At 58.6% G+C, this 25,061-nt stretch carries 25 protein-coding genes; all 25 read left to right on the top strand.

What is annotated here, in order from left to right:
- Positions 1-55 precede the first annotated feature (55 nt).
- On the top strand, positions 56-844 hold the full coding sequence (locus tag NIM86_RS00790) for an ABC transporter ATP-binding protein (RefSeq protein WP_253378363.1): 789 nt from the start codon (positions 56-58) through the stop codon (positions 842-844).
- The gene (locus NIM86_RS00785; RefSeq protein ID WP_253378361.1) at positions 844-1,605 is read left to right on the top strand and encodes an ABC transporter permease; all 762 of its coding nucleotides are present in this window, start codon (positions 844-846) and stop codon (positions 1,603-1,605) included. The genes NIM86_RS00790 and NIM86_RS00785 overlap by 1 nt, the downstream gene beginning before the upstream one ends.
- Before the next feature lie 255 nt (positions 1,606-1,860).
- Positions 1,861-2,226 (top strand): NADH-quinone oxidoreductase subunit A, encoded by a 366-nt coding sequence (locus tag NIM86_RS00780; protein WP_253378359.1) that lies wholly within the window; start codon positions 1,861-1,863, stop codon positions 2,224-2,226.
- Entirely contained in the window at positions 2,217-2,819 is a 603-nt protein-coding gene (locus NIM86_RS00775) for an NADH-quinone oxidoreductase subunit B family protein (RefSeq protein WP_162787186.1), read from the top strand. The genes NIM86_RS00780 and NIM86_RS00775 overlap by 10 nt, the downstream gene beginning before the upstream one ends.
- Before the next feature lie 9 nt (positions 2,820-2,828).
- Positions 2,829-3,434, top strand: coding sequence for an NADH-quinone oxidoreductase subunit C (locus tag NIM86_RS00770; protein ID WP_253378357.1), 606 nt, complete (start codon positions 2,829-2,831; stop codon positions 3,432-3,434).
- A gap of 27 nt (positions 3,435-3,461) precedes the next feature.
- A complete protein-coding gene (locus NIM86_RS00765; RefSeq protein WP_253378355.1) occupies positions 3,462-3,893 on the top strand; it encodes a four helix bundle protein in 432 nt (143 codons plus the stop codon).
- Positions 3,886-5,076: an NADH-quinone oxidoreductase subunit D gene (locus NIM86_RS00760; protein ID WP_253378353.1), complete on the top strand. Its 1,191-nt coding sequence runs from the start codon at positions 3,886-3,888 to the stop codon at positions 5,074-5,076. Before NIM86_RS00765 ends, NIM86_RS00760 begins: the two co-directional genes overlap by 8 nt.
- A 49-nt stretch (positions 5,077-5,125) precedes the next feature.
- The gene (gene nuoE / locus NIM86_RS00755) at positions 5,126-6,619 is read left to right on the top strand and encodes an NADH-quinone oxidoreductase subunit NuoE (RefSeq protein ID WP_253378351.1); all 1,494 of its coding nucleotides are present in this window, start codon (positions 5,126-5,128) and stop codon (positions 6,617-6,619) included.
- A 12-nt stretch (positions 6,620-6,631) separates the two neighbouring features.
- Positions 6,632-7,936 (top strand): NADH-quinone oxidoreductase subunit NuoF, encoded by a 1,305-nt coding sequence (nuoF, locus tag NIM86_RS00750; protein ID WP_253378350.1) that lies wholly within the window; start codon positions 6,632-6,634, stop codon positions 7,934-7,936.
- 154 nt (positions 7,937-8,090) lie between these two features.
- Positions 8,091-10,142, top strand: a complete 2,052-nt coding sequence (gene nuoG / locus NIM86_RS00745) for an NADH-quinone oxidoreductase subunit NuoG (protein WP_253378349.1) — start codon at positions 8,091-8,093, stop codon at positions 10,140-10,142.
- Between the two features lie 16 nt (positions 10,143-10,158).
- Positions 10,159-11,205: an NADH-quinone oxidoreductase subunit NuoH gene (gene nuoH / locus NIM86_RS00740; RefSeq protein ID WP_253378348.1), complete on the top strand. Its 1,047-nt coding sequence runs from the start codon at positions 10,159-10,161 to the stop codon at positions 11,203-11,205.
- A complete protein-coding gene (locus tag NIM86_RS00735; RefSeq protein WP_253378347.1) occupies positions 11,202-11,399 on the top strand; it encodes a hypothetical protein in 198 nt (65 codons plus the stop codon). Before nuoH ends, NIM86_RS00735 begins: the two co-directional genes overlap by 4 nt.
- A complete protein-coding gene (nuoI, locus tag NIM86_RS00730; protein ID WP_253378346.1) occupies positions 11,396-11,887 on the top strand; it encodes an NADH-quinone oxidoreductase subunit NuoI in 492 nt (163 codons plus the stop codon). Before NIM86_RS00735 ends, nuoI begins: the two co-directional genes overlap by 4 nt.
- A gap of 133 nt (positions 11,888-12,020) precedes the next feature.
- Entirely contained in the window at positions 12,021-12,656 is a 636-nt protein-coding gene (locus NIM86_RS00725; RefSeq protein WP_253378345.1) for an NADH-quinone oxidoreductase subunit J, read from the top strand.
- Between the two features lie 2 nt (positions 12,657-12,658).
- Positions 12,659-12,967 carry an NADH-quinone oxidoreductase subunit NuoK gene (gene nuoK, locus NIM86_RS00720; RefSeq protein WP_253378343.1) on the top strand — a complete coding sequence of 103 codons (309 nt, stop codon included), beginning with the start codon at positions 12,659-12,661 and terminating at the stop codon, positions 12,965-12,967.
- Between the two features lie 10 nt (positions 12,968-12,977).
- Entirely contained in the window at positions 12,978-14,942 is a 1,965-nt protein-coding gene (gene nuoL, locus NIM86_RS00715; RefSeq protein ID WP_253378341.1) for an NADH-quinone oxidoreductase subunit L, read from the top strand.
- Position 14,943: 1 nt separating this feature from the next.
- Positions 14,944-16,461, top strand: coding sequence for an NADH-quinone oxidoreductase subunit M (locus NIM86_RS00710; protein WP_253378339.1), 1,518 nt, complete (start codon positions 14,944-14,946; stop codon positions 16,459-16,461).
- A 12-nt stretch (positions 16,462-16,473) separates the two neighbouring features.
- Positions 16,474-17,919, top strand: a complete 1,446-nt coding sequence (gene nuoN / locus NIM86_RS00705) for an NADH-quinone oxidoreductase subunit NuoN (protein ID WP_253378338.1) — start codon at positions 16,474-16,476, stop codon at positions 17,917-17,919.
- The gene (locus NIM86_RS00700) at positions 17,916-18,710 is read left to right on the top strand and encodes a biotin--[acetyl-CoA-carboxylase] ligase (protein WP_253378337.1); all 795 of its coding nucleotides are present in this window, start codon (positions 17,916-17,918) and stop codon (positions 18,708-18,710) included. The genes nuoN and NIM86_RS00700 overlap by 4 nt, the downstream gene beginning before the upstream one ends.
- The gene (locus tag NIM86_RS00695) at positions 18,711-20,378 is read left to right on the top strand and encodes a ribonuclease J (protein ID WP_253378336.1); all 1,668 of its coding nucleotides are present in this window, start codon (positions 18,711-18,713) and stop codon (positions 20,376-20,378) included. It abuts the gene before it with no gap.
- Positions 20,379-20,403: 25 nt separating this feature from the next.
- Positions 20,404-20,808 carry a methylmalonyl-CoA epimerase gene (gene mce / locus NIM86_RS00690; protein WP_253378335.1) on the top strand — a complete coding sequence of 135 codons (405 nt, stop codon included), beginning with the start codon at positions 20,404-20,406 and terminating at the stop codon, positions 20,806-20,808.
- Positions 20,809-20,812: 4 nt separating this feature from the next.
- The gene (locus tag NIM86_RS00685) at positions 20,813-21,088 is read left to right on the top strand and encodes a DUF1467 family protein (RefSeq protein ID WP_253378334.1); all 276 of its coding nucleotides are present in this window, start codon (positions 20,813-20,815) and stop codon (positions 21,086-21,088) included.
- 502 nt (positions 21,089-21,590) lie between these two features.
- Positions 21,591-22,925, top strand: a complete 1,335-nt coding sequence (gene proS / locus NIM86_RS00680; RefSeq protein WP_253378333.1) for a proline--tRNA ligase — start codon at positions 21,591-21,593, stop codon at positions 22,923-22,925.
- On the top strand, positions 22,922-24,217 hold the full coding sequence (locus NIM86_RS00675; protein WP_253378331.1) for a lipoprotein-releasing ABC transporter permease subunit: 1,296 nt from the start codon (positions 22,922-22,924) through the stop codon (positions 24,215-24,217). Before proS ends, NIM86_RS00675 begins: the two co-directional genes overlap by 4 nt.
- Positions 24,210-24,896 carry an ABC transporter ATP-binding protein gene (locus NIM86_RS00670; protein WP_253378329.1) on the top strand — a complete coding sequence of 229 codons (687 nt, stop codon included), beginning with the start codon at positions 24,210-24,212 and terminating at the stop codon, positions 24,894-24,896. The genes NIM86_RS00675 and NIM86_RS00670 overlap by 8 nt, the downstream gene beginning before the upstream one ends.
- Positions 24,897-25,061 lie beyond the last annotated feature (165 nt).

The raw sequence follows: 25,061 nt of genomic DNA, 5'->3' as shown, positions 1-25,061 counted from the left end.
CCGCTTTTATCCGAGTCTGGTCAGCGATGGCCGGCTCGGTGCTTTTGGATCACCGATGACCGATCTCATCGAAATCAAAGATGTTCATCATGCCTATAAGACCAGGTCGGGGCCGCTGCCGGTTCTCGGCGGCCTCAATCTATCGGTGCCGGAAGGAGAATTCTGCGCAGTGGTCGGCCCTTCCGGATGCGGAAAATCGACTCTGACGAGGTTGATTGCGGGTCTCATGCGGCCGGATGCCGGAGAGGTCTGGCTTCACGGAGAGCGGGTGGTGAGCCCTCGCAGGACGGTCGGAATGGCGTTTCAGAATCCGGTTCTGCTGGAATGGCGCACCATTCTCGACAATGTGATTCTGCCGCTCGAAATCGTAGCGACCAAAATGCCGCGAAAACAGCGTGTCGCTCGCGCCGAAGAACTTCTTGCTATGGTCGGTCTCTCGGGTTTCGAAGGTAAGCGGCCGTCCGAGCTTTCCGGCGGCATGCGGCAACGGGCCTCCCTCTGTCGCGCAATCGTCCATAAGCCAGATGTGCTCATAATGGATGAGCCGTTCGGCGCGCTGGACAATTTCACGCGCGAAGATCTTTGGCAGACCATGCGCAACCTCCGGTCGGCGGAACCGTTCACGGCGGTGTTAATCACACATGATCTGCGCGAGAGCGTCTATCTCGGCGATCAGGTCATCGTTCTTTCGGATCGACCCGCGAAGACTCAATATGTGATGGACATTGGCCTTTCCGAAGACCGGCCGCTAGACATTCTCTATGAGCCGCATGTCGGTGACATGCTGCAGACGCTGCGCGACCAGATAAGGATCGCACAGGGCCGTGGCGGAGATCGCCACTGATGGAGCTCTTCCGAAAAATCGCGGTGCCGATCGCTGCAATCGTTGTTTTTCTGATTCTCTGGGAGCTTTTGGTTTGGGTGAATGGATGGCCGAATTACGTTATGGCGTCGCCGTCGGATTTGCCTGAAGCTTATATCCGGTTCTGGAAGCTTTTTCTTTCCGGTGCCTGGGAAACGCTTTGGCGCACAGTGGCCGGCCTGCTGATTGCCGTTGTCGCCGGCGTGCTGCTCGGCATGATCATGGGTTTTTCTCGTATCGCCAATGACGCTCTCTATCCGCTGCTGGTGGGTTTCAACGCCGTTCCGAAAGCCACGCTAGTGCCAGTGCTGGCTCTGCTTTTTATCGGCCAGCACAACTTCAACACGGTGATGATGGCGTTCCTGATTTCGTTTTTCCCGATAGCGGTCTCGGTGGCGATCGGATTGGCAACTCTGGAGCCCGAATATCGCGACATTTTGCGCTCGCTGGGCGCCTCGCGCTTCACGATCTTTCGCAAGATCGCATTGCCGAAAACCCTGCCCGAGTTCTTCGGCGCTTTGAAGGTGTCGGCGACGCTGGCCTTTATCGGCACAAACCTTGTCGAGATCATCTCGCCGCACGGCCGCGGACTGGGTGCACTCTTTTTGTCGGGTCAAACCAACTCGAATTACCCGCTGATGTTCGCTGTGCTGATCGCACTCGCGGTGCTCGGTATCCTTCTTTACTACGCCGTTGTCTGGCTGGAACGCATTTTCGCCGGATGGGCGGACCGCACGACCTGACCATTTCTGGTTAGGTGATTTCCACACGGCAGATGATTAAAAGACTTGCACTCACGTGGTAGGAAATAATATGACTATAAAAATCATGTTTTATTCTCTGGTGGTCTGGCTTCATTAGGCCAGTGTTACCCTTGCGCTCGCTGTGTGGCTGGGCTAGTGCGGCGTCATTTCGAAAACCACCTCGGATGAGAGTTCCGGCGTCCTGCCGCTTTCCGCTCAAATCTGATTTGATGGGTGGCAAAGGAGATGCCGAGCGTGGACCAACTTCTCGCTTCCTACCTTCCCGTGCTGATCTTTCTGGGTGTCGCGCTCGCTATCGGCCTCGCGCTCATGATCGCGCCTTTCATCATCGCCTATAAAGACCCCGATCCCGAGAAGCTCTCGGCCTATGAGTGCGGCTTCAATGCCTTCGACGATGCACGCATGAAGTTCGATGTCCGCTTCTACCTCGTCGCTATCCTCTTCATCATCTTCGATCTCGAAGTGGCGTTTCTCTTTCCGTGGGCCGTCTCGTTCGGCGCCATTGGCTGGTTTGGCTTCTGGTCGATGATGGTGTTTCTTGCCGTTCTGACCATCGGCTTCGTCTATGAATGGAAGAAGGGGGCGCTGGAATGGGACTGACAACGTCCGACAAGGCCGTGACGGCCGGCGACGGCACCATCGTCGCGCCATCCCCCAAAGGCATCATCGACCCGAACACCGGCCAGCCTGTCGGCGCCGACGATCCGTGGTTCCGTGAGGTTCATGGTGAGTTGGACGACAAGGGCTTCGTCGTCACCTCTTCCGAGGCGCTGATCACGTGGGCGCGTCAGGGTTCGCTCATGTGGATGACGTTCGGTCTGGCCTGCTGCGCTGTCGAGATGATGCAGATGTCGATGCCGCGTTATGATTGCGAGCGCTTCGGTTTTGCGCCGCGCGCCAGCCCGCGCCAGTCTGACGTTATGATCGTGGCCGGTACGCTGACCAACAAGATGGCGCCGGCTCTGCGCAAGGTCTACGACCAGATGCCGGAGCCACGCTACGTGATCTCAATGGGTTCATGCGCCAATGGCGGCGGCTATTACCACTACTCCTATTCGGTTGTGCGTGGATGCGACCGCGTGGTTCCGGTCGACATTTACGTGCCGGGGTGTCCACCCACTGCCGAGGCGCTGCTCTATGGCGTTCTTCTTCTTCAGCGCAAAATTCGCCGCACCGGCACGATCGAGCGGTAGGGAAACGCTATGACTGACGAAACAATGCGTGACCTTGCCGACTATCTGGCCGAGAAACTGGGCGATGCTGTCGAGCGGTCGAACGTCGCCTATGGCGAACTCACCATCGTTGTCGCGCCCGAAAAGCTGACCAAGGTACTGAACTTCCTGAAGACCGATACCCAGTGCCAGTTCATCAATTATGTCGACGGCGCGGGCGTGGACTATCCTTCCCGCCAGAAGCGCTTCGATATGGTCCACCATCTGCTGTCGCCGCGGCAGAATATGCGTATCCGCGTCAAGGTCGAAACGGATGAGGATACGCCGATCCCGAGTGCGACCGATGTCTTTCCGGGCGCGGACTGGTTTGAGCGTGAAGCCTACGATTTCTACGGTATTCTGTTCACCGGTCATCCGGACCTGCGCCGTATTCTGACCGATTACGGCTTCGAGGGGCATCCGCTCCGGAAGGATTTCCCGCTGACGGGCTTCGTCGAAGTTCGCTGGGACGATACCGTCAAGCGCGTCGTGTATGAGCCGGTCAGCCTGCGTCAGGAATTCAGGCAGTTCGACTTCCTGTCGCCCTGGGAAGGCACGGAATACGAACTGCCCGGCGACGAGAAGGCAAGTTCGTAGTTTGTGGTCCGTAGGTCGTCGGTCGCTATGAGCGACGTCATACGCAGTTATCGTGATTTGAGGGTCTGGCAGAAGGCGATGGATTTGGCTGAGGCGGTTTACAAGGCAACCGAGCATTTTCCGGACGGAGAGCGCTTCGGTATGACCAGCCAGATGCGGCGGGCGGCCGTATCGGTTCCCGCCAACATCGCCGAAGGGTTCGGCCGGGAATCGAGCGGGGTTTTCGTGCAATTTTTGAGAACGTCCCAAGGTTCGCTGAAAGAATTGGAAACGCATTGCCTCCTTGCCAAACGTGTCGATCTTCTTGAGAAGCCTGTCGCAGATGAGCTTCTCTGTCGTGCGGATGACATTGGAAGAATGCTTGGGGGTCTTATTCGTCGTGTTGCAGAACGATCCCGCAATACGAACGACGGACAACGAATAACGAGCGACTCAGCGCCGGAGGCGCGTGATGACTGAACACAACGTCCGAAACTTTAACATTAACTTCGGCCCGCAACACCCTGCTGCGCATGGTGTTTTGCGGTTGGTTCTGGAATTGGACGGAGAGGTTGTCGAGCGCGTCGACCCGCATATCGGGCTGCTGCATCGCGGCACCGAAAAACTGATCGAGCACAAGACGTACCTTCAGGCGGTGCCGTATTTCGACCGTCTTGATTATGTCGCACCGATGAACCAGGAGCACGCCTTCGCGCTCGCGGTCGAACGGATGCTGGATATCGAGGTGCCGAAGCGTGGTCAGTTGATCCGCGTTCTCTACTGCGAGATCGGCCGTATCCTGTCGCATCTTCTCAACATCACGACTCAGGCGCTCGATGTTGGCGCACTGACGCCGCCGCTGTGGGGCTTCGAAGAGCGTGAGAAGCTCATGGTCTTTTACGAGCGCGCTTCCGGCGCCCGTATGCACGCCGCCTATTTCCGGCCAGGCGGCGTCCATCAGGATATTCCCGATCAGCTGGTCGAAGATATCGCCGCCTGGTGCGATCCCTTTCTCCAGACAGTGCAGGATCTGGATGACCTGCTGACCGGTAGCCGCATCTTCAAGCAGCGCAACGTCGATATCGGCGTCGTCGACCTGGACGATGCATGGGCGTTCGGCTTCTCCGGCGTCATGGTGCGCGGTTCCGGCGCGAAATGGGATTTGCGCAAGAGCCAGCCCTACGAATGCTATGAGGAGATGGAGTTCGATATCGCCATCGGTAAGAATGGCGATTGTTACGACCGCTATCTGATCCGCATGGAAGAGATGCGCCAAAGCGTGCGTATCATGCGGCAATGCTGCGAGCGGCTGCTCGGCAAGGAGAGGATTGGCCCGGTCTCCAACACCGATGGCAAGATCGTGCCGCCGAAGCGCGGCGAGATGAAACGCTCAATGGAAGCGTTGATCCACCACTTCAAACTTTACACCGAAGGCTATCACGTCCCGCCTGGCGAAGTTTATGCCGCCGTGGAAGCGCCGAAAGGCGAGTTCGGCGTCTATCTCGTCGCCGATGGCACAAACAAACCCTATCGCTGCAAATTGCGCGCGCCCGGGTTTGCACATCTCCAGGCGATGGATTTCATAGGCCGGGGCCATCAGCTTGCGGATATGTCCGCCATTCTCGGATCGCTCGACATCGTGTTCGGTGAGGTGGACCGTTGATGTTCGGTATGTCCACGATCGCCAAGACAAGAAAGACCGGTGAGAAGTAATGTCCGTTCGTCGTCTCGCTACCGATGATGTGCAGCCTGCCGCTTTTTCGTTCGATGCGGCGCGTCAGTCCGAAGTCGATAAATGGCTCCTTCGCTATCCGGCAGGCCGCCAGCAGTCGGCGGTCATCCCGCTTCTGATGCTCGCTCAGGAGCAGGAAGGCTGGGTCACCAAGCCCGCGGTGGAATCCGTCGCGCAGATGCTGGGCATGCCCCTGATCCGCGTGCTGGAGGTGGCGACGTTCTACACCCAGTTCATGCTCGCGCCGGTGGGCACGAAGGCCCATATCCAGGTTTGCGGCACCACGCCGTGCTGGCTACGCGGCGCCGGTGAACTGATCGAGCATTGCAAGACCCATATCCATCCAGATCCGCTGCATCCCAATGCTGACGGCACGCTGTCCTGGGAAGAGGTCGAATGCCAGGGTGCCTGCGTAAACGCGCCGATGGTGATCATCGGCAAAGACGCTTATGAGGATCTGACCGTCGAAAAGCTCGACGAGATCATCAAGGCATTCGAGGCCGGTCAGGGGGCGGATGTACCGACCGGCCCGCAGAACGGCCGCATCTTCTCCATGGCAATCGAAGGGGCGACGTCGCTCACAGACGAAGATGCCATCACGCTCAAGCCGGATGCTAAGCCGCAAAGCGGCCATGGCGACCAGTCAGCATCACGCCGCAAAGCTGAAGTCGAGACGGCTGCCGACACGGTGGCTGCGCTCGCGCGCATGATTGAGGCGGATAGCACGGCGAGGCCGGTCGCGGCCAATCAGCCCTCGGTCGAGCCAGGCTACGGGCTGACGGCATCGGGCGAACCTGTTGCAACGACAGGTGAAGCGAAAATCGCGACTGACGAGCGTCTCGAAAACCCGGATCTCGCGCGTGAGTCTTCCGATCAGGCGCCATCGTCATCAGATGTCGGGGCCGGAACAGGTAAGGCGGCCGCGATGGCCGAGAAAATGCCGGAGCAGCCTGCCGAACCCGCTGGGGGCGACAAACCGACCGACGCTGAGCGCGCCGAGATGACGAAAGCGGCAAAACCTGAGGGCGACGCACCGGAAGCGGATCAGTCGATAGAGGGACCTGCCGATGCCGAGGGACCGGGCCATCGCGATCCCGCCCAGCAGGCTGCGGGTGGCGACAAGAGCGATAGCAGCCCTTCTCTCTCCGTCGCGGAAGGCAGCGAGACCGATGAGCCAACATCGAGTGTCGAGGGTGAGGCCAAGCCCGAACTTCATGAAACGCGCCCGGATGATGCGGACGATCTCGGATTGATTTCCGGTATCGGACCGAAAATTCATGGCAAGCTCAACGATTTGGGTGTCTATAAATTCTCGCAAATTGCGGGATGGACGCCCGATAATGCCGCTTATGTCGACCGTCAGCTCTCGTTCCGTGGGCGGATCGCACGGGAGCGCTGGATCGAGCAGGCCGATGCGCTCGCCGCCGGTGGGTCGGATGAATATGAGCGCCGCTTCGGCAAGAAGCCGCGCTAGGGAGTGACGATCATGCTGACGGATAAGGATCGCATCTTCACCAATATATACGGCCAGTTCGACAAGAGCTTGGCCGGGGCCATGAAGCGCGGGCACTGGGACGGCACAAAAGGTCTCCTGGAGAAGGGCCGGGACTGGATTATCGCCGAGATGAAAGCGTCCGGTCTTCGCGGTCGCGGCGGTGCAGGCTTTCCGACTGGCCTGAAATGGTCGTTCATGCCGAAGGAAGTTGGTGAGCGCCCGCATTATCTCGTCGTCAACGCCGACGAATCGGAGCCTGGCACCTGCAAGGACCGTGAGATCATGCGCCACGATCCGCATACGCTGATCGAGGGTTGCGTTGTTGCCGGTTTCGCGATGGGCGCACATGCCGCCTATATCTATATTCGCGGTGAGTACATGCGCGAGCGCGAAGCGCTACAGGCGGCGATCGATGAGTGCTACGACGCGGGGCTTCTGGGCGTGAACAATGTTCACGGCTACGACTTCGACGTTTTCCTCCACCATGGCGCAGGTGCTTATATCTGCGGTGAGGAAACGGCGCTGCTGGAGAGCCTCGAAGGCAAGAAGGGCCAGCCGCGACTGAAGCCGCCATTTCCTGCCAATGTCGGCCTCTATGGCTGCCCGACCACGGTCAACAATGTCGAATCGATTGCTGTAGCGCCGACCATTCTGCGCCGGGGCGGATCTTGGTTTGCTGGCTTCGGCCGTGAAGGCAACGCCGGAACGAAGCTCTTCTGCGTATCGGGCCACGTCAATCAGCCTGCCACGTTCGAAGAGGCCATGAGCCTGCCCTTCAAGGAATTGATCGACAAGCATTGCGGCGGCATTCGCGGCGGCTGGGAAAATCTGCTGGCGGTCATTCCCGGCGGCTCGTCCGTGCCGCTTGTGCCCGCCGAGGAGATCATCGACGCGCCGATGGACTTCGACGGGCTTAAGGAACTGAAGAGCGGTCTTGGCACCGCGGCTGTCATCGTGATGGATAAGTCGACCGACATCGTCAAAGCCATCGCTCGCCTGTCCTATTTCTACAAGCACGAGAGCTGCGGCCAGTGCACGCCTTGCCGTGAGGGCACAGGTTGGATGTGGCGCGTGATGGAGCGTCTCGTCGTCGGCAATGCACAGAAGCGTGAAATCGATATGCTGCTGGAAGTGACCAAACAGGTCGAGGGCCACACGATTTGCGCGCTTGGCGATGCCGCGGCCTGGCCGATTCAGGGTCTGGTTCGCCATTTCCGCCCGGAGATCGAGCGGCGCATTGACGAGTTTACCCGCAACGCAGATGCGGACCGGCCCGCTCTGGTGGCGGCTGAATGATGAAAGCGGACCGAAACGCCGTTGGAATGCCGTCCGATGGCTTGACCATCGGCGCGCGCATGGCGATACCGGCCACGCTTTTTGCCGGGTGTCTCCGCTGCTCGGAAAAACCGGAAGAGCCTGGCGTTTCGGCTGGGCAAGGAAACGGATCGATATGAAGACGATCAAGGTTGACGGTAAAGAAGTCGAGGTTCCGGATCACTACACGCTTTTGCAGGCGTGCGAGGAAGCCGGCGCCGAAATACCGCGTTTCTGTTTTCATGAACGGCTTTCCATTGCCGGCAATTGCCGCATGTGCCTGGTCGAGGTGAAGGGCGGCCCGCCCAAGCCCGCCGCGTCCTGCGCTATGGGCGTGCGCGATATGCGTCCCGGCCCGAATGGCGAGCCGCCGGAAGTCTTCACCAACACGCCGATGGTCAAGAAGGCCCGCGAAGGCGTGATGGAGTTCCTGCTGATCAACCATCCGCTCGATTGTCCGATCTGCGATCAGGGCGGCGAGTGCGACCTGCAGGACCAGGCGATGGCGTTCGGCGTGGATTCATCGCGCTATGCGGAGAATAAGCGCGCCGTCGAAGACAAATATATCGGCCCGCTGGTCAAGACGATCATGACGCGCTGCATTCATTGTACGCGCTGTGTCCGGTTCACGACCGAGGTCGCCGGTATTTCCGAACTTGGTCTCGTCGGCCGTGGCGAGGACGCCGAGATCACCACTTATCTCGAACAGGCCATGACCTCCGAATTACAGGGCAATGTCATCGATCTTTGCCCGGTCGGCGCGCTGACCAGCCGGCCATACGCCTTTCAGGCGCGCCCATGGGAGTTGCAGAAGACCGAGACGATCGATGTCATGGACGCCGTCGGCTCGGCAATCCGTGTCGATACGCGCGGTCGCGAGGTGATGCGTATCATGCCGCGCACCAATGAAGACGTGAATGAGGAATGGATTTCCGACAAAACACGATTTGTCTGGGATGGGCTGCGCACCCAGCGCCTCGACCGACCTTACGTCAAGATCGACGGCAAGCTGCGTGCAGCAAGCTGGAACGAGGCCTTCAAAGCCATTGCCGATAAAGTCGGCGCAACGACAGGCGAGAAGATCGGTGCGGTAGCCGGCGATCTCGCCGCGGCCGAAGAGATGTTCGCCGCCAAGCTGCTGCTTGAGAGCCTTGGATCGGCGAATCTGGATTGCCGGCAGGACGGCTCCCGGCTCGATCCTGCGAAGGGCCGTGCCTCCTACCTCTTCAACCCAACGATTGCAGGCATAGAAGAAGCCGACGCCATTCTCATCGTCGGCGCCAATCCACGCTGGGAGGCGCCGGTCATAAATGCGCGCATCCGCAAGCACTGGCGCGCGACGGATCTGCCGATTGCTCTGATCGGCGAACATATCGACCTAACGTACAACTACGCTCATCTCGGCCGAAGCGCGGCTTCGCTGAACGATCTTGGCGAATTCGCTTCGGTCCTTTCGAATGCGAAAAAGCCGTTGGTCATCATCGGCCAGGGCGCCTTGGCCGGCAACAATGCCGAGGCCCTGCTGGCCAAAGCGGCTGAATTGGCGGGCGGTGAAGAGGGCTGGAACGGTCTGGCTGTTCTGCATACGGCGGCATCGCGCGTCGGCGCACTCGATCTGGGCTTCGTACCGGGACAGGGCGGCAAGGCGCTTTCGGACATGTCCGATATGGATGTTGTGTTCTTGCTCGGTGCCGATGAATTCGATGTCGCGAAACTTGGCGATGCCTTCACCGTCTATATCGGAACGCATGGCGACCGGGGCGCGCACCGGGCGGACGTCATTCTGCCAGCTGCGACTTACACCGAGAAGAGCGGCACTTACGTCAACACCGAAGGGCGCGTACAGATGACCGCGCGCGCCGGTTTCGCGCCGGGCGATGCGCGCGAGGACTGGGCGATCCTGCGGGCTTTGTCCGATGTGCTGGGCCACAAGCTGCCATTCGATAGCCTGTCGCAGTTGCGTGCGCAGCTTTATGAAGCCGTGCCCCACCTGGCCGCCATAGACACAATCGAACCGGCCGATGTGGGGGCGCTATCCTCTTTGGTATCGGGAGAATTGGGGCAGGGCGATTTTACCACGCCGATCGCTGATTTTTACCTGACAAATCCGATTGCCAGGGCATCGGCGGTCATGGCCGAATGCAGCCAGCGCTTCGTGCAGGGCGCGCTGCAACAGGCCGCGGAATAGGTAGGGCAGGGGACCGATGGAATTTTTCACCACCTGGGTGCTTCCAGCGCTGATCATCATCGGGCAGTCGCTTCTGCTGCTCGTGGCGTTGCTCGTGTTCACCGCCTTCATTCTTTACGCCGACCGTAAGATATGGGCCGCCGTCATGTTGCGGCGCGGTCCCAATGTCGTCGGCCCGTGGGGCCTTCTTCAGAGCTTTGCCGACCTGCTCAAATTCGTGTTTAAAGAGCCGATTATTCCGGCAGGCGCGAATAAGGGTGTGTTCCTTCTGGCTCCTCTGGTGTCTGGCGTTCTTGCGCTGGCAGCCTGGGCGGTGGTGCCGGTTAGCGAAGGTTGGGCCGTCGCCTCTATCAATGTTGGCATTCTTTACGTGTTCGCAATTTCCTCGCTTGAGGTCTACGGCGTCATCATGGCCGGCTGGGCGTCGAATTCGAAATATCCGTTTCTCGGTGCGCTCCGCTCTGCCGCGCAGATGGTGTCCTACGAAGTTTCCATCGGCTTTGTGATGGTCACGGTCCTGCTGGCCGTCGGCTCACTCGATCTTTCGAAAATCGTGCTGAGCCAGACCGACGGTCTCGGTACACGCCTCGGCCTGCCGAACACCTTCTTGGACTGGCATTGGCTGGCCCTCTTCCCGATGTTCATCATCTTCTTCATTTCCGCTCTGGCAGAAACCAACCGTCCGCCATTCGATCTCGTCGAAGCGGAGGCCGAGCTTGTTGCCGGCCACATGGTGGAATATTCGTCGACGCCATACATGCTCTTCATGCTTGGCGAATATATCGCCATCCTGCTGATGTGCGCGTTGATGACGGTGCTGTTCTTAGGCGGCTGGCTGCCGCCTCTGAACTTCGCACCCTTCACCTGGGTGCCTGGCGTAGTCTGGTTTGTACTGAAACTCTCACTGCTCTTCTTCATGATCGCCATGGTGAAGACCTTCGTGCCGCGCTATCGCTACGACCAGTTGATGCGCCTTGGCTGGAAGGTGTTCCTGCCGATCAGCCTCGCAATGGTTGTCATCACCGCCTTTGTGCTGAAGCTGCTGGAAGGCGGTGCGGCATGAGCGCGAACCTCATCGGATTGGTCTGTGGCGTTATCCTGGCAGTCGTCGATTTCGGGCTGCTCACGATGCTGGGTCGCCGCATGGATCTCGCCGGCCCGAGCGGGGTGCTCCGCATTACCGCCATCGTTCAATTGATCGCCTTCCCGATCATTGGCTGGTTCCTCGGCCCTTATATATTCGGAGCAAACGGATGACCGGTCTCGCTCACGCCGCCAAATCGCTGCTTCTTCTGGAATTCGTAAAAGCCTTCGGTCTGACGATGCGACAGTTCTTCGCGCCGAAGCATACGATCAACTATCCTTACGAGAAGAATCCACAATCGCCGCGCTTCCGGGGCGAGCATGCGCTGCGGCGTTACCCGAATGGCGAGGAACGTTGCATCGCCTGCAAGCTGTGCGAAGCAATATGCCCGGCGCAGGCGATCACCATCGAAGCCGGTCCGCGCCGCAATGACGGCACGCGGCGCACCGTGCGCTACGATATCGACATGGTGAAGTGCATCTATTGCGGGTTTTGCCAGGAAGCCTGTCCGGTGGACGCTATCGTAGAGGGGCCGAATTTCGAGTACTCGACGGAGACCCGCGAGGAACTCTACTACGACAAGGAAAAGTTGCTCGCCAACGGCGACCGCTGGGAGCGCGAATTGGCCAAGAATATCGAACTCGACGCGCCCTATCGTTGATCGCGTCGAGACTTAAGGGGACTACGTTGCGGATGCTGGAATCCGTAAGCGGAATTTGACACAAGGCGGCGCGGCGCGCCGAACCGAGGCCGGCTAAGAGAGCTTAGTTGGCCGGGACCACAGGGAACGGATCATGGAACAGGGCGCATTGCTGACCGGAATACCGGCCGCGTTCTTCTATCTTTTTGCATTGATCGCGGTGGCTGCGGCTTTGATGGTGGTGGCGTCGCGCAATCCAGTCCATTCTGTGCTCTATCTGATCCTGACCTTTTTCAACGCGTCCGCCCTGTTCGTTCTGACAGGCGCCGAGTTCCTGGCGATGATCCTGCTGATCGTCTATGTCGGCGCGGTCGCGGTACTCTTCCTGTTCGTCGTGATGATGCTCGACATCGACTTCGCCGAACTGCGGACCGGGCTGCTGCAATATGCACCGATCGGCGCACTGGTTGGCCTGGTCCTTCTGGCAGAACTCGTAATCGTCCTCGGCGGCGCTTCCTTCGGCCCCGAGACCGCAAGCGTCATTGCTCAGCCGATACCGGATTTGTCCATTCGCGAGAACACGGCCGCCCTGGGCGACGTGCTTTACACCGAATATGTGTTCTTCTTTCAGCTTGCCGGTCTCGTTTTGCTGGTCGCGATGATCGGTGCGATCGTGCTCACGTTGCATCATCGCGAGGGCGTAAAACGTCAGAATATTTCCAGGCAGGTGGCGCGCACACCGGAGACCGCAATCGAAGTGGTTGAAGTCGAAAGCGGCAAGGGGATCTGATCATGAGCGTCGGTATCGGACATTTCCTCACCCTCTCCGCCATTCTCTTCACCATCGGCGTGTTCGGCATCTTCCTGAACCGCCGCAACATCATCGTTATTCTAATGAGCGTGGAGCTGATCCTGCTGGCGGTGAACATCAACTTCGTCGCCTTCTCCGCCCAGCTCGGCGATCTCGTCGGACAGATTTTCTCGCTCTTCGTGCTGACCGTCGCGGCGGCCGAGGCAGCCATCGGCCTTGCGATCCTTGTCGTGTTCTTCCGCAACAAGGGCACGATCGCGGTCGAAGACGTCAACCAGATGAAAGGCTGAGGAACGACCCATGTTTCACCTCATCGTCTTCCTGCCGCTCATCGGCTTTCTGATCGCAGGTCTTTTCGGCCGGTCCATCGGCGCGAAAGCCAGCGAGTATCTGACGACCGGCCTGCTGTATGTTTCGGCCATCCTGTCATGGATAGCGTTCTTCGATTTCGGCCTCGGCCACGAAGAGGCGATGGTCGTGCCGGTCATGACCTGGATGAATGTCGGCTCTCTCGCCGTCGACTGGTCTTTCCGCATCGATACTCTCACCGTCGTGATGCTGGTCGTCGTGAATACGGTCTCGGCTTTGGTTCACACCTATTCCATCGGCTACATGCACCACGACCCGCATCGGCCGCGCTTCTTCGCTTATTTGTCGCTCTTCACCTTCGCGATGCTGATGCTGGTGACGAGCAACAATCTGGTGCAGATGTTCTTCGGCTGGGAGGGCGTCGGTCTGGCCTCCTATCTGCTGATCGGTTTCTGGTACAAAAAGCCTTCCGCAAATGCGGCCGCGATGAAGGCTTTCATCGTGAACCGCGTCGGCGATTTCGGCTTCGCGCTCGGCATTTTCGGCATTTTCCTGCTCTTCGGCTCGGTCAATTTCGACACGATCTTCGCCAATGCACGACAGTTCGATCCTTCAGGGGATATGGATTTCTTCGGCTACGCAGTGCCAGCCGCCACGGCGATCACCGTCACCTGCCTGCTTCTTTTTATGGGAGCGATGGGCAAGAGCGCTCAGGTGCCGCTCCACACCTGGCTGCCTGACGCTATGGAAGGCCCGACGCCAGTGTCGGCGCTGATCCATGCGGCGACGATGGTCACCGCCGGCGTCGTCATGGTTGCCCGCCTCTCGCCGATCTTCGAACTGTCGCATACCGCGCTTGTCGTGGTAACGGTCGTCGGCGCAATCACGGCCTTTTTCGCAGCCACCGTCGGCCTCGTTCAGAACGACATCAAGCGCGTTATCGCCTATTCGACCTGCTCGCAGCTCGGCTACATGTTCGTCGCGCTGGGCGTTGGCGCTTATGGCGCGGCAATCTTCCACCTTTTCACCCACGCTTTCTTCAAGGCGCTTCTGTTCCTGGGCGCCGGTTCTGTCATCCATGCCGTCTCCGATGAGCAGGACATGCGGTATATGGGCGGGCTGCGTAAGCATATCCCAACGACCTACTGGATGATGATTATCGGCACGCTCGCCCTGACCGGTGTGGGTATTCCCTTTACGATGATCGGTACCGCTGGCTTCTTCAGCAAGGACATCATCATCGAGACGGCCTTTGCCAGCCACAGCGTGGTATCGACATTCGCTTTCATCATGCTGGTTGTCGCCGCCTGCTTCACCTCCTTCTATTCCTGGCGGCTGATCTTCATGACCTTCCACGGCACGCCGCGCGCCACCGCCGACGTCATGCACCATGTCCATGAATCGCCATGGGTCATGCTGTTCCCGCTATTCGTGCTGGCGGCGGGCGCACTGTTTGCGGGGCTTCTGTTCAAAGAGTTTTTCTACGGTCACGAATATATGGAGTTCTGGAAGCAGTCGCTTTTCGTTGCTGGCGGCAACGAGTTGCTGGAAGAATTCCATCACGTCCCAGCATGGGTGGCGCTGTCGCCCTTCATCGCCATGATCGTCGGCCTGATCGTGGCATATCTGTTCTACATACGCTCGCCGGGCACACCCAAGGCGTTGGCGGAAAGCCAGTCCGGACTTTACGCCTTCCTGCTGAACAAGTGGTACTTCGACGAACTCTACGACTTTCTGTTCGTCCGTCCGGCGATGTGGCTGGGCCGCTTTCTCTGGAAGCGCGGAGATGGAACCGTGATTGACGGGCTCGGTCCCGACGGTGTCTCCGCCCGTGTCGTCGACATCACCAACCGGGTGGTCCGCCTGCAGAGCGGCTACCTCTACCACTATGCCTTCGCGATGCTGATCGGGGTCGCGGCCCTCGTCACATGGATGATGCTCGGGAGCGCCCTCTGAGATGAATGACTGGCCCATCCTATCTCTGGTAACGTTTCTGCCGCTTCTTGGCGCGCTCATGATCGCGCTGATCCGCGACGATGAAGAGGGCTATGGCAGGCGCAATATCCGCAACGTCGCGCTGCTGGTGACCGTTGTCACCTTCCTTCTGTCGCTGGTTATCTGGATCAGGTTCGACAACGGCTATGCCGGCTTCCAGATGGAAGAGGAAATCGCTTGGCTCGGCGGCAATATCGGCTACCGCATGGGCGTCGATGGCATTTCCATGCTGTTCGTCATTCTGACGACCTTCCTGATGCCGATCTGCATCATTGCATCCTGGCGCGCCATTCAGCTCCGGCTGAAGGAATACATGATCGCGTTCCTGGTGCTGGAAGCCTTGATGATCGGCGTCTTCTGCGCGCTCGATCTGGTGCTGTTCTACGTTTTCTTCGAAGCTGGCCTAATCCCGATGTTCCTGATCATCGGCGTGTGGGGCGGCAAGCGGCGCGTCTACGCATCGTTCAAATTCTTCCTCTACACGCTGCTCGGCTCGGTGCTGATGCTGCTCGCTATCATGGCGATGTATGGCATGGCTGGAACGACCGATATCCGCGAATTGCTGGCCTATGATTTCCCGCCGGAAATGCAAACCTGGCTATGGCTCGCATTCTTCGCCTCTTTTGCGGTCAAGATGCCGATGTGGCCGGTCCATACCTGGTTGCCCGATGCACACGTGGAAGCGCCGACGGCAGGCTCCGTACTGCTGGCCGGAATTCTTCTGAAAATGGGCGGCTATGGCTTTTTGCGCTTTTCATTGCCCATGTTTCCGGACGCATCGGTCTTCTTCCAGCCCTTCGTGATGGCTCTGTCTGTCGTGGCCATTGTCTACACGTCGCTCGTCGCGCTCATGCAGGAAGATATGAAGAAGCTGATCGCCTATTCGTCGGTCGCTCATATGGGCTATGTGACGATGGGCATCTTCGCATTCAATGAGTGGGGCGTGCAGGGCGCAATCTTCCAGATGCTGAGCCACGGCCTGGTATCGGGCGCGCTCTTCCTCTGCGTCGGTGTCGTCTATGACCGGATGCACACCCGCGAGATCGCGGCCTATGGCGGCCTCGTCAACAATATGCCGAAATACGCCGTCGCCTTCCTTATCCTGACCATGGCCAATGTCGGCCTTCCTGGCACCTCCGGTTTTGTCGGCGAGTTTTTGACGCTTCTCGGCACGTTCCAGACGCAACCATGGTTCGCGGCAATCGCAACCATCGGCGTGATCCTGTCAGCGGCTTATGCGCTGTGGCTCTACCGCCGGGTGATCTACGGCAAACTCGACAAGGAAAGCTTGAAAGGCTTGATCGATCTTTCTGGCCGCGAGCGCTTCATTCTCTATCCGCTGGTAGCGCTGGTCATTCTGTTCGGCGTCTGGCCTATGCCGGTCTTCGATGTCACGGCAGCCTCAGTCGACCAGCTTCTCAACGAAATCGGACGCGCCGTTTCGGACGGCGCGCAAGCCGCCGCACTTCTGCAGCGCTAGGGGAACATCGATATGTCGATCGATCTCAATTCGGGACTCATTGCTCTGGCGCCGGAACTGATCATCGTTCTGGGCGCGATATTGCTGCTGATGATCGGTGTTTTCGCGGCGGGAAGCGGCGTTCGCATCGTCAATGGCCTGGCGGTCGCCATTCTGATTTTCGCAGGCGCGCTTGTCGTTCTCATGCCAACCGACGGCGCGGTCTTTAATGACGCCTTTGTGTCCGACAGCTTCACGCGGTTCATGAAAATTCTGACGCTGATCGGTTCAGCGGTGACGCTTGTCATGAGCGTCGGCTTCGCCAAAGCCGAGCGATTCGACAAGTTCGAGTTTCCCGTTCTCATCATGCTGGCGACGCTCGGCATGATGTTCATGATCTCAGCCAACTCCATGCTCAGCCTCTATATGGGACTGGAGCTTCAGAGCCTGGCGCTCTATGTCGTTGCCGCGATCAACCGCGACAGCGTACGTGCGACCGAGGCAGGGCTGAAATATTTCGTTCTCGGAGCGCTTTCCTCCGGCATGCTGCTCTACGGCATCAGCCTCGTCTACGGCTATACCGGCACGGTTGAGTTCGATGGCGTCGCGGCTGCGGTGACGGTCGGCGACGAGCGTCCGCTTGGCCTTCTCTTCGGTCTCGTCTTCGTGCTGGCCGGCCTGGCCTTCAAGATTTCCGCCGTCCCGTTCCACATGTGGACGCCTGACGTCTATGAAGGCGCGCCGACACCCGTGACCGCGTTCTTCGCTGCCGCTCCCAAAATGGCTGCCATGGCGCTTCTGGTCCGTGTTGTGATGGATGCGTTTGAGCCGCTGACAGCCGATTGGCGTCAGATCGTTACGTTCATCGCGATCGCTTCAATGGCGCTCGGCAGCTTCGCTGCAATCGGCCAGACGAATATCAAGCGCCTGATGGCTTACTCGTCTATTGGGCATATGGGCTTTGCACTTGTCGGTCTTGCCGCCGGTACTCAGGCCGGCGTGCGCGGCGTTGCAATCTATATGCTGATCTACCTTGCCATGACGTTGGGAGCTTTTGCCTTTATTCTCGCCATGCGCCGCAAAGGAGGTAACTTCGAGAACATCGCCGATCTGGCGGGGCTGTCTTCGACCAACCCGCTAATGGCGACGGCTCTGACGGTATTGATGTTCAGCTTGGCCGGCATCCCTCCACTCGCGGGCTTCTGGGCGAAATGGTATGTGTTTCTTGCCGCCATTGAGGCCGATCTCTACGCTCTGGCCATTATCGGTGTCATCGCCAGCGTCGTCGGCGCCTTCTACTATCTCCGGATTATCAAGATCATGTGGTTCGACGAGCCGATAGGGCGGCTGGAGCCGGTGCAGGGCGAACTCGGCACGGTTCTCGGCATTTCAACCGTCTTCACACTCGTCTACGTGATTGTCGCAGGTCCGGTCGAAGCGTCCGCCGAGATCGCGGCACGGGCCTTCTTCGCCGGGTGACCCACCCACAGACTGCCAGGGCTGCCGCCATCCTTGCCGATCCGCGATGGCCGGATGGTTTTGGCCTTGTTGCCCTCGGCGATGTGGACAGCACCAATGCCGAAGCGCGACGCATAGCCATCGAAGGAAGAACGGATCCGTTATGGATCATGGCCGAGCAGCAACTTGCCGGTCGCGCCCGCCGCGGCCGCAGTTGGGTTAGCGAGCCCGGCAATCTCTACGCCTCGCTTCTTCTGCCAATCAAGGAAGATGTTCAATCCACTGGAACGCTGCCACTGGTGGCGGCGCTGGCGGTTCATCGCGCAATCGCGCATTTTCTTCCCTATGCCGGACGGCGGCTGAGGCTGAAATGGCCGAATGATGTCCTTATCGATGGCGCGAAGGTCAACGGCATCCTGCTGGAGGCAGCGAACGGTCCCAGTGGCCAGTCGATCATTATCGGATGCGGGATCAATTGCCGTCATCATCCCGACAACCCAGCCTATCCGGCTACGCATCTTGGTGCGGAAGGCGCTGATGTGGCGGCGGCGACACTCATGCCCTATCTAGCTGCCGAGATGTCGGAAGCTCTGCGCCTATGGGACGGCGGCCATGGTTTCGGCGCTATCCGCCAATTATGGATGGATCGGGCGCAGGGGATCGGCAAACCTATCCGTGTCAATCTGGAGCAGGAAACCCTTACTGGATTGTTTGCCGGGCTGGATTCCGATGGCTATCTGATGCTCGAACGGCCCGATGGGCGATTAACCCGCATTTCCGCGGGCGATCTGTTTTTTTCCAACGAGATATAGATGAACGATAAAAACAACGAACTCGTTTTTGTGCCGCTTGGCGGTGTTGGCGAAATCGGCATGAATTTCGGTCTATATGGCATCGGACCGAAGAGCCGACGCCAGTGGATCATCGTCGATTGTGGCGTGACGTTTCCGGGGCCTGAACTGCCCGGCGTCGATCTGGTACTGCCCGACATTTCCTTTATCGAGGCCGAGCGCGAGAATCTTCTCGGCATGGTCATCACCCACGCTCATGAAGACCATTACGGCGCTATACTGGATCTATGGCCGCGCCTGAAATGTCCGGTCTATATGAGCCCATTCACTGCGGCGATGCTGGAATCCAAGCGCGAGCCCAATCAACGTCACGAAATCGATATCCGTCTGTTTCAGGCAAACGATACCTTCGCGATCGGCCCCTACAGCATCCAGGCCATTCCGGTCACTCACTCCATTCCCGAACCGTTCAGTCTTTTGATCGAAACCGAATTTGGCCGGGTTTTGCATACGGGTGACTGGAAGTTCGATCCGGCGCCGGCCCTCGGCCAGCCTGTCAATGAGGACCAACTTGCCCGGATAGGGGAGGAGGGCCTTCTCGCTCTGGTCTGCGACAGCACCAACGCGATGACGGATGGCGAGAGCCCTTCCGAAAAGGCCGTGAATGCCAGCCTCACCGAACAGATCAAAAAGGCGCCGGGCCGTGTGGTCATTACGACGTTTTCGTCCAATGTCGGGCGTATCCGCTCGGTCATGGAAGCCGCGCGCGATAGCGGACGCTCCCTCCTGGTTCTTGGCCGCTCCATGCGGCGGGTGATGGATGTAGCCAGCGATCTTGGTTATCTCGATGGTCTGCCTGAACCGGTTTCCGAGGACGAGGCCGACAGCATCCCGCGTGAGAATCTGGCGATTATCTGCACTGGCAGCCAGGGCGAATCGCGGGCGGCGCTCGCCAAATTGTCGCGCGATGAGATGCGCTCCGTCAGCTTGAGCAAGGGCGACATGGTGATCTTCTCCTCGCGCGCCATTCCGGGCAATGAGAAAGCCATCAACGACATCAAAAATGGCTTGATCGAGCAGGGCATTCGCATTCTGGAAAATGACAAAGCGCTCGTTCACGTCTCCGGCCATCCGCGCCGTAACGAACTGCGTCGGATGTATGGTTTGACGAGACCGACCATTGCCGTGCCGGTCCACGGAGAAGCCGCGCATCTGGTCGCTCATACGGCGCTGGCAGCCGGCGAAGGCGTGCCGCAAGTGGCTTCGATACGAAACGGCGATGTTTTGAAGATTGCTCCCGGTAACGCCGAGATCGTCGATCAGGTCGATACGGGGCGTCATTACAAGGATGGTCTGCTTTATGGCGACGACCGGCAGGTCGGCCTGCGTGACCGTCGCAAGCTGTCATTCGCTGGGATTGTCTGCCTCAACGTCATTCTGGACGAGCGCCTCAAACTTCTCGACGACCCGGATATCGAAGCCATTGGTTTGCCAGTCTCCGATGGCAGCGGCGAAGATTTCGAAGAGATACTTCTAGAGGCCGCGATCGGCGCGATTGAGAGCATTCCGGCCAAAAGGCGCAAGGATCTTGATATGGTGGCCGATGCCGCGCGTCGCGCCATTCGGGCTGAAGCGCGGGATATATGGGGCAAGAAGCCGCAAGTCACGGTGTTCGTCTCTCAGGTTTGAAAGTTGGCTTTGAAGAGGAAGGTAAATGCTCGGACGTCTTAATCACGTGGCGATAGCCGTGCCGGACCTCGAAGCGGCCTCCGCCATTTACCGGGACACGCTTGGCGCCAGCGTCAGTCAGCCGCAGGCTTTGACCGAGCATGGCGTTACCGTGGTCTTCGTTGAATTGCCCAATACCAAGATCGAACTTCTCGAACCGCTTGGCGACAATTCACCAATCGCTGCTTATCTGCAGAAGAACCCTTCGGGCGGCATGCATCACCTATGCTATGAGGTCGCCGATATCATCACGGCTCGCGATAGGCTAAAAGCCGATGGCATGCGGGTACTCGGCGATGGCGAGCCAAAGACTGGCGCGCATGGCAAGCCTGTCCTTTTCCTTCACCCCAAGGACTTCGCCGGCACGTTGGTCGAACTGGAGCAGGTCTAGACCGATGGATTGGGCTTTTCTTCTCGCAGTCTATTTCGTGCTTTGGTGGATCACCCTCTTTGCGGTGCTGCCGTTCTCCATGCGCACGCAGGACGAGAGCGAGGAGGGCGTGACGCTCGGCACGACCCATAGTGCGCCGCAAATGGGCCGGCGACACGTGCTCCGCGCCTTTTTGCGAACGACCGTTGTGTCGGCGCTGCTCTTAGGGCTGTATATGCTGTTCAGCTGGGCATCTGGCTGGTCCATGGACGACCTGCCGGTCCTCGTCCCAAATCTGTAAAGCCCACAAATTTATCGCTGGCCGAAAAGGAAACGGGACCGCCAAGCGGTCCCGTTATAGTTCGAACGCGTGATCGATGCCCCGCTTGCGGGTCGGCTGCGAAGGACGCGCCGCGATCTCATCCTCCCAAGACAAATTTCGCGCTCTGCTAGACCGGGTTCGTCCCGGTTCTTTCGTGTGCCGCGCAAACAAGCAGAGGATCGCTGTCTTGTCACCTTAAATCTCGTCTGGGCGGCGAAAAACTTATGATGCACTGCAGCACGAATAAGCGATTGCTAAGTGACCAAGATCGTTTCAATCGATTTTTTACGACAGTGAAATTTTCACTCCATTTTCGACTGGGAAAACCTTCCATTCTACTCATCTTTTGAGGCGGCATGGATCGGGCAGGTTTCGAGGCGGGTTAGCGGTTTTAATCCGCTCCGCTCTGTTTTAGAAGATCGCGCAACTACGGTCTGTTCGACCGATTCTCCTCGCCTTCCCGTTCAAAAGGCCGCTTCTCATGCGTTTGTCGCACTATTTCTTGCCCATACTGAAAGAGACACCGCGTGAGGCCGAAATCGTGTCTCATCGTTTGATGCTCCGGGCGGGCATGATCAAACAGCAGGCGGCAGGTATCTTCAGCTTTCTGCCGCTGGGCAAAAAGGTTCTGGACAAGGTTTGCGACATTGTTCGCGAAGAACAGAACCGAGCCGGCGCCATAGAAATCCTCATGCCGACTGTGCAGCCAGCGGATCTTTGGCAGGAAAGCGGTCGCTATAATGCGTATGGACCGGAAATGCTGCGCATTCGCGACCGTCACGACCGCGATATGCTCTACGGACCCACCAATGAAGAGATGGTCACGGATATTTTCCGGACCTATGTGCGCTCGTACAAGGACTTGCCGCTCAACCTCTATCATTTGCAGTGGAAATTTCGTGACGAGGTTCGTCCGCGATTCGGCGTGATGCGCGGCCGCGAATTTCTCATGAAGGACGCCTATTCTTTCGATCTAGATTATGAGCGCGGTAAAATCGCCTATTACCGCATGTTCGTTGCCTATCTGCGGACCTTTCAGCGCTGCGGCCTGACGGCGATACCCATGCGTGCCGATACCGGACCGATCGGTGGCGATCTGTCCCATGAATTCATTGTTCTGGCGGATACCGGCGAATCCGAAGTCTTCTGTGACCGCGCATTTCTTGAATATGAAACGCCTGGCGCTGACACCGATTTCGATAACGACCAAGCGCTAAGCGATCTGGTCGAGCAGTGGACGACTCCTTACGCCGCGACCGATGAGATGCATGACGAAACCACCTGGCAGCAACTGCCGGAGGACGACCGCATAAGCGCACGCGGTATCGAAGTCGGCCATATCTTCCATTTCGGAACGAAATATTCCGACCCTATGGGTGCGAGAGTTACCGGGCCGGACGGCAATCAGACACCCGTTTCCATGGGAAGCTACGGTATCGGGCCGACGCGCCTTCTTGGAGCGATCATCGAGGCGAGCCACGATGAAGCCGGTATTATCTGGCCGGCAAGTGTCGCACCCTTCGATGTCTCCATCATCAATATGAAGGTCGGCGACAGCGCCTGCGACGAGGCTTCCGAGAAACTTTATCGGGCGTCACTGGATGGCGGTCTCGATCCGCTTCTGGACGACACCGATCAGCGCGCTGGTGCCAAGTTCGCCACCCATGAACTGATCGGCATTCCCGCACAGATCGTCGTTGGCCCGCGTGGTCTGGCGAATGGCATGGTGGAATGGCGTGACCGCAAAAGCGGCGAAAAGAAAGAGATGTCTCTCGATGAAGCGCTGAACAGAGTAGGGGCAGGCGCATCCCGATGAGCATCGCGGCCGAGGCTCCTGTGGCAGTCGATACAAAGGCGCGGCCCTTCGGTCGATTTGAGCGACTTGTGGCTTTTCGTTATTTGCGCGCGCGCCGGAAAGATACGTTCGTTTCGGCCATCGCGCTCATCTCTTTCATCGGCATCATGCTTGGCGTGGCGACGCTGATCATCGTCATGGCTGTCATGAACGGGTTTCGCGAAGAGCTGTTGACCCGCATTCTGGGCATCAACGGCCACATTATCGTGCAGCCGGTGGATTCCCCGATGGACGATTACGATACGATTGCGGAACGCGTTTCTGCGCTGGCCGGCGTGCAGGCGGCGCTACCTATCGTCGAGGGCCAGGCGTTGGCCGATGGGAAGTCGGGTGTGAGCACCGGCGTTCTCGTCCGTGGTGTTCGCGACAAGGATTTGCCAAAGCTGAATATGGTCACTGCGAATATCCGTCAGGGCACCTTCGATGGCTTCGAACAGTCCGAAGGGGTCGCTGTTGGCGCGCGCCTCGCCGAAAATCTCGGCCTGATTGCGGGCGATCTCATAACTTTGACCTCCCCCAACGGAGATGTCACGCCCATGGGCATGGCCCCTCGCGTCAAGGCGTATCCGGTCACGGCCGTTTTCGAGATCGGGATGAGCGAGTACGATGCTGGCATTGTCTACATGCCGCTCGCCGAGGCCCAGCTCTATTTCAATCAGGAGGGGCGGGTCGGATCGATAGAGGTTTTCCTCGATGAACCGGACGAGGTCGATGCAATTGTCCCGGCCGTTCAGGAGGCGGCGGCTCGTCCCGTTCTTTTGACGGATTGGCGTGAACGAAACCGAAGCTTCTTTTCCGCTCTGCAGGTCGAGCGGAACGTTATGTTTATGATCCTTACCCTGATCGTCCTGGTTGCGGCGCTCAACATTATTTCGGGTCTCATAATGCTGGTGAAGGACAAGGGGCGCGATATCGCTGTCCTGCGGACGATCGGCGCCTCGCGCGGCGCGATATTGCGTATTTTCATCATGACGGGCGCGGCCATCGGCGTCACGGGTACAATAGCCGGTCTACTGATCGGTTTGGTCGTATGCGCCAATATTGAAAGCATCCGGCAGTTCTTCTCCTGGTTGTCCGGCACGACGATCTTCGATCCCAACCTCTATTTTTTAAGCCAATTGCCTGCCAAACTGGATGTCGGTGAGACGGTTGCGGTTATGCTTATGGCGCTGACGCTGTCTTTCTTTGCAACGCTGCTTCCGGCGCTGCGCGCTGCCCGGATCGATCCGGTCGAGGCCCTGCGATATGAGTGACGCCCAGCCCGTCCTTGAACTTTGTGGTGTCGATCGGGCCTATGAGGAGGCAAAAAAGCCGCTGGTCATTCTGTCGGGCGCCGATTTTACGCTTTTTCCAGGCGAGATGGTGGCGCTCGTCGCGCCGTCCGGTACCGGCAAATCGACGCTGCTTCATCTGGCGGGCCTGCTCGAAAAACCGGATGCAGGCGACGTGAAGCTGCTCGGCAAGTCATGCGGGCGCCTTTCCGACGATCAGCGCACGGCTATGCGCCGCAGCGAGATCGGTTTCGTCTATCAGTTTCACCATTTGCTGCCGGAATTTACCGCGCTCGAAAACGTGATGATGCCGCAACTCGTGCGCGGCACCGACACGGAGACTGCAAGGACGCGTGCGCAGGAATTGCTGGACTATATGCGTGTCGGCCCGCGCGCCAGCCACCGCCCGGCGGAGCTTTCGGGCGGCGAGCAACAGCGTGTTGCAATCGCACGAGGGGTCGCTAACGCGCCCGCCCTTCTTCTGGCCGATGAGCCAACCGGCAATCTAGATCCGAAGACATCGTCTTATGTGTTCGAGGCGCTCAGCTCTTTAGTTCGGCATGCGGGACTGAGCGCATTGATCGCCACCCACAATCTGGAAATCGCCGCCCGAATGGATCGGCGTGTGACGCTTTCGGCTGGAAAGGTCATCTCAGCCTGAAGGCTGTAGAACAGGCTCGGGTTCCGTAGCGGATCACGGCGTTGACAAATGAGAACAAAACAAATACAAATAAGGTATCAAACATGAAAACAGAGGGTTTGTTCCATGAGCGATATTCTTCAGGACATGGCAGCGTTGGTCTCCATCGGCAGCTTTCTTGTTGCG

Source organism: Notoacmeibacter sp. MSK16QG-6 (genome assembly GCF_024158145.1).
In the GTDB taxonomy this organism is placed as follows: domain Bacteria; phylum Pseudomonadota; class Alphaproteobacteria; order Rhizobiales; family Rhizobiaceae; genus Notoacmeibacter.
This window is presented reverse-complemented; position numbering and strand designations above follow the sequence as displayed.